This is a genomic window from Streptomyces niveiscabiei, from assembly GCF_001419795.1.
Lineage (GTDB): Bacteria > Actinomycetota > Actinomycetes > Streptomycetales > Streptomycetaceae > Streptomyces > Streptomyces niveiscabiei.
Map to the genome: position 1 here is coordinate 1 of NZ_LIRL01000873.1, position 3,704 is coordinate 3,704.

The 3,704-nt window shown below is 75.2% G+C and carries 3 protein-coding genes; all 3 read right to left on the reverse strand.

What is annotated here, in order from left to right:
• Positions 1 to 42: 42 nt before the first annotated feature.
• Positions 43 to 1,215 carry a JmjC domain-containing protein gene (locus AOK24_RS35915; protein WP_055724157.1) on the reverse strand — a complete coding sequence of 391 codons (1,173 nt, stop codon included), beginning with the start codon at positions 1,213 to 1,215 and terminating at the stop codon, positions 43 to 45.
• The gene (locus AOK24_RS35920) at positions 1,212 to 2,408 is read right to left on the reverse strand and encodes a hypothetical protein (RefSeq protein WP_055724158.1); all 1,197 of its coding nucleotides are present in this window, start codon (positions 2,406 to 2,408) and stop codon (positions 1,212 to 1,214) included. The genes AOK24_RS35915 and AOK24_RS35920 overlap by 4 nt, the downstream gene beginning before the upstream one ends.
• Positions 2,405 to 3,704 (reverse strand): DUF6624 domain-containing protein (locus AOK24_RS47960; RefSeq protein ID WP_159052102.1); only part of this gene is annotated, 1,300 nt, incomplete at its 5' end. The genes AOK24_RS35920 and AOK24_RS47960, both read right to left, overlap by 4 nt.

Below are 3,704 nucleotides of genomic sequence, written 5' to 3' on the forward strand. Positions count from 1 at the left end.
TCCACTGACCGTCAGGCGGCGATCCGGGCCGCCGCCTGACGGTCAGTGGACGTCGACGCGGGTGACGGCACGGATGCCCTCCAGTTCCTCCAGCAGGCGGCGTTCGGCGGCGGGCAGGCCGTGGACGCGCACGGTCTCCCCCGCAGCGAGCCGTTCCACCAGCGCGGGCGCGGTGCCGGTGACGACGTGTCCGCAGGCGGCGATCCGGCCGGGCGCGGTGAGGAGGGGCGCGCAGGCGCGTACGGCGGTGTCCTCGCCCAGGGGGCGGGGTGCGGCGGGTGGTTCGGTGGGCCAGAAGCCGCCCGCCGAGGCGACGCTCAGGGCGAGGTCGGTGGCGCGGTCGGTGAAGGCGTCCTCGCGCAGGAGGCCGGCGAAGGCGGACACGGCGTCGTCGAGGGCCGCCGGTAGCGCGTCGAGCCGTCCGTCCGGGCCCGCGTCGGGGGTGAACAGGGGTGCGGACGCGGCCGGGGTAGCGCCCCGGAAGAGGTCCTTGACCTCGTAGTACGGCCGGTGTTCGCGGCGCGGGATGCCGACGTTGACGCTGGTCGCGGGGGCGTCGCCGGTGCTCTCGCCGACGTGGTGGTAGCGGGCGGGCCAGTACAGCAGGTCGCCGGGTTCGGCCTCGGCGACGAACGACGAGGCGAGGTAGGGCTGGTAGTCGAGGACCGTGTGGACGGGTTCGGTCCAGGGGCGGCCGTCCCAGAACCGCATGCGTTTGGTGCCGCGCACGCAGTACAGGAACGTCGAGAAGCGGTCCTGGTGGACGCCGACGGGGCTGTGCTCGTAGGAGCCGTGGAACATGGTCGAGCCGGCCGAGTGCTCGGGGCGGCCGACGCGTTCCCACAGGCCGGCGTAGAAGCGCCGGGCGCGGTCCCACAGGGGGTGGGAGAAGGCGTGGAAGCGGTGCACGACGAGGGCGTAGCGCTGCTGGTCGAGGCGCTCGGCCAGGCGTCGTTCGTACCCGGCGAGGGAGCCGTCGGCAAGGTCGGGGACGTAGTCGTGCAGCCGGGTCTGCTGGCGGCGTTCCACGAGGAACTGGAGGTTCGCCGGGACGGCGAGGGGGTGCGGTGGGCGGCTGCCGCGCACGGCGGCGCCGAACACCTCGTCCTCGGCGAACGGCCCGTCGTCGACGGCCTTGTACAGCACGGGTGCCCGGTCCCAGTAGCGGTCGACGAAGGTGTCCCAGTCGAAGGACTTCTCGGTGGTCAGGGTCATCGCGCGCTCACCTCGGCCAGGTCGACGCCGCGCAGCCGGTAGAGCCGCTCCAGCAGCGCGAGGACGTTCTTGTCGTTCTTGTCGCCGCCGAGGGCGTGGCAGACCTCGGCGACCGGGATTGCCGCGCCGCCGCGCAGGGCGTCGTACACGCGGTCGGCCGCTGCGGCGGGGAGGGTGAAGACGTTGCCGTTGACGGCCCACACCTCGTGCCGGGGGCCGTCGGGCATGCGGACGATCTCGCCGGTGAGGCGGATCGGGGTGTCCGGGGTGAGGGGGACGGCGTCGCGGGGCGCGGGGATCGGTTCGAGTCCGGCGGCCGAGCGCAGCGCCGCCCAGCGCACGCGCAGCGTCCGGCGCAGGCCCTCGCCGTCGACGAGGTCGCGCAGGTCGTCGCCGAGGCCGGTGAGACGGGCCAGGGGTTCGCCGACGCCGTCACCGAGGGGGAAGTACGGCACGGTCTCGTCGTGCCCCCGCCGGGCGTGCACCTGGTCGGCGAGGAGGTCGCGCAGCGCGGCGAACGGCAGCCGCCGGTCCACGGGCACCCGCAGCCGCAGCGCCGTGCACCGCTCCCGGTAGACGTCGACATGCCGCCGGTCGCCGGGCCAGTACAGCAGGTCACCGGGCCCACCGCTCAACGTCGGTACGCCGAGGTCGGCGATCTCGGCGGGCGGCGGCCCTTGGCGCTCGTCCCACAGCCGTACGTCCATCCGCCCGCGCAGGATCCAGGTGAACGCCGCGTGCGTGGGCGCCTCGGCGGCCCCCGCGTGCTGGGTGAAGCGGTCGCCGGTGAGGATCTCTGCGGTCAGCGGCAGATTGGGCCAGCCGACCTCCCGCCACAGCCCCTCGACCGCTTCGCGTACGGCCGCCCAGAGCGCGTAGTCGAGCAGCAGCGGCTGCTCCACGGTCAGCAGGTGGCCCTGTCCGGGGACGGCGGCGTCGAGGCGGTCGTGGTAGGCGTCGAGGGTGGGATCGCTGTCGTCCGGCAGGAGGGCGCCCGGGGCGCGGAGCCGTCCGTCGCCGACGAGGAGGCGGACGTCGGGCATCACCCAGAAGCGGGTGCCGGCGCGGAAGGGGGCGCTCGCGCGGACGGTGAGCGCGTGGAGGTCCTCGACGCCGGCCGGGGGCGGGGCGGTCAGCCGGGCGGGCTCGCGTTCCCAGTGGTCGCGGGCGAAGCGGGTCCAGTCGACGGTCATGGTGCCTGCCTCTGCGGTCGCCTCGGTCGCTGGGGGCTGGGGAAGCGGCGCCGGATGCGGTCCGTGTGGTCCGCGAGGGGTTCCATGCCCAGTTCGGCGCGGCGGTGGTCCACGTTTCCGGGGTCCTCGACGGGGCACGGTTCGAGGCGGCCGTCCACCGGCTCGAACTTCGTGCCGTAGACCTGGGGCCGGCCCTCGTCGATGCGCAGGGCGTCGGTCAGGTAGGCGACGTCGCGCCAGGGGACGTCGCCGCCCTCGGCCGCCTGCCGCATCAGGTTCAGGCAGCGCCGGCGGAAGTCGAGGTGGCCGTACGCGTGCTGGACGAGGCGGCTCGCCACGCCGGCCGCGGCGGCGCCGACGAGGGCGCGGCCGGGCCAGCCGTGCCCGTCGACGACCGTAGCCAGCCAGGCGATCCCGGCGTCGGTCAGGGTCCGCAGGCGGTCCTCGGCGTCGGTGTCGGTCATGCCGCCGTCCGCCCACGGGGTGCGGATCGCGCCGTCGAGCCGGTGCAGGCGCAGGAGGCGGCACCGGATCTCCCCGGCGGGCGCGGGCTCGGGCGCCGGGGCGGGGGCGTCCAGGGGGTCGATGCGCAGGCGGATCGTCTGCCGGTTCCACAGGTAGGTGATCCTTCGGCCCGCCCCCGGCCAGTCGAAGGCGGCCTGTCCCTCGCCGGGGCTGTGCAGGAGCAGCCGTACGCCGTGCGTCTCGTCGGTGACGTCGAGGTCGGTCAGGTCGTCGAAGACGTGCTCGGCGGCGTCACGCAGGGCCACGCCGAGGCCGGCGAGGGTGAGGTGCTCGGCGTCGAAATGGTCCGGGTGCGGGGGCCAGCCCGCCTCGGGTTCGGGGTCGGCCGTGACCGGTGACGTGGTGAAGGGGTGCGGCGGGGGTGCGAGCGCGAGGACGGGGCCGCCGTCGAGGGCCCGCAGGAAGTACGGGACGTCCATGCGGTGCAGTTGGGCGAGTTCGGCGCGGTCGAAGCTGACGTCCGGGGTGGCGGGGGCCGGGTCCGCGCCGCCGCCCGACAGCCAGCGGGGCAGCAGGGCGTCGTAGTAGCGGAACGTGGGCTGGCGCAGGACGCGTACGTGGTGGCCGGGGGCGGTGTCCGCGAGGAAGCGGCGGATCGCTGGGCGCTGACGGCACATCAGGGTCCAGGCGTCGAACATGCCGCGCAGCATCGCCGGGAGGTAGGGGCCGTATCCGGTGCGGCCGTCGGTGTCCGCCACGACGGTCCGCGTCTCGGTTCTCGTGTGGGCGCGGTGGCGGCGGTGCAGGGCGAGGGCTCCGGACGGGGTGGGG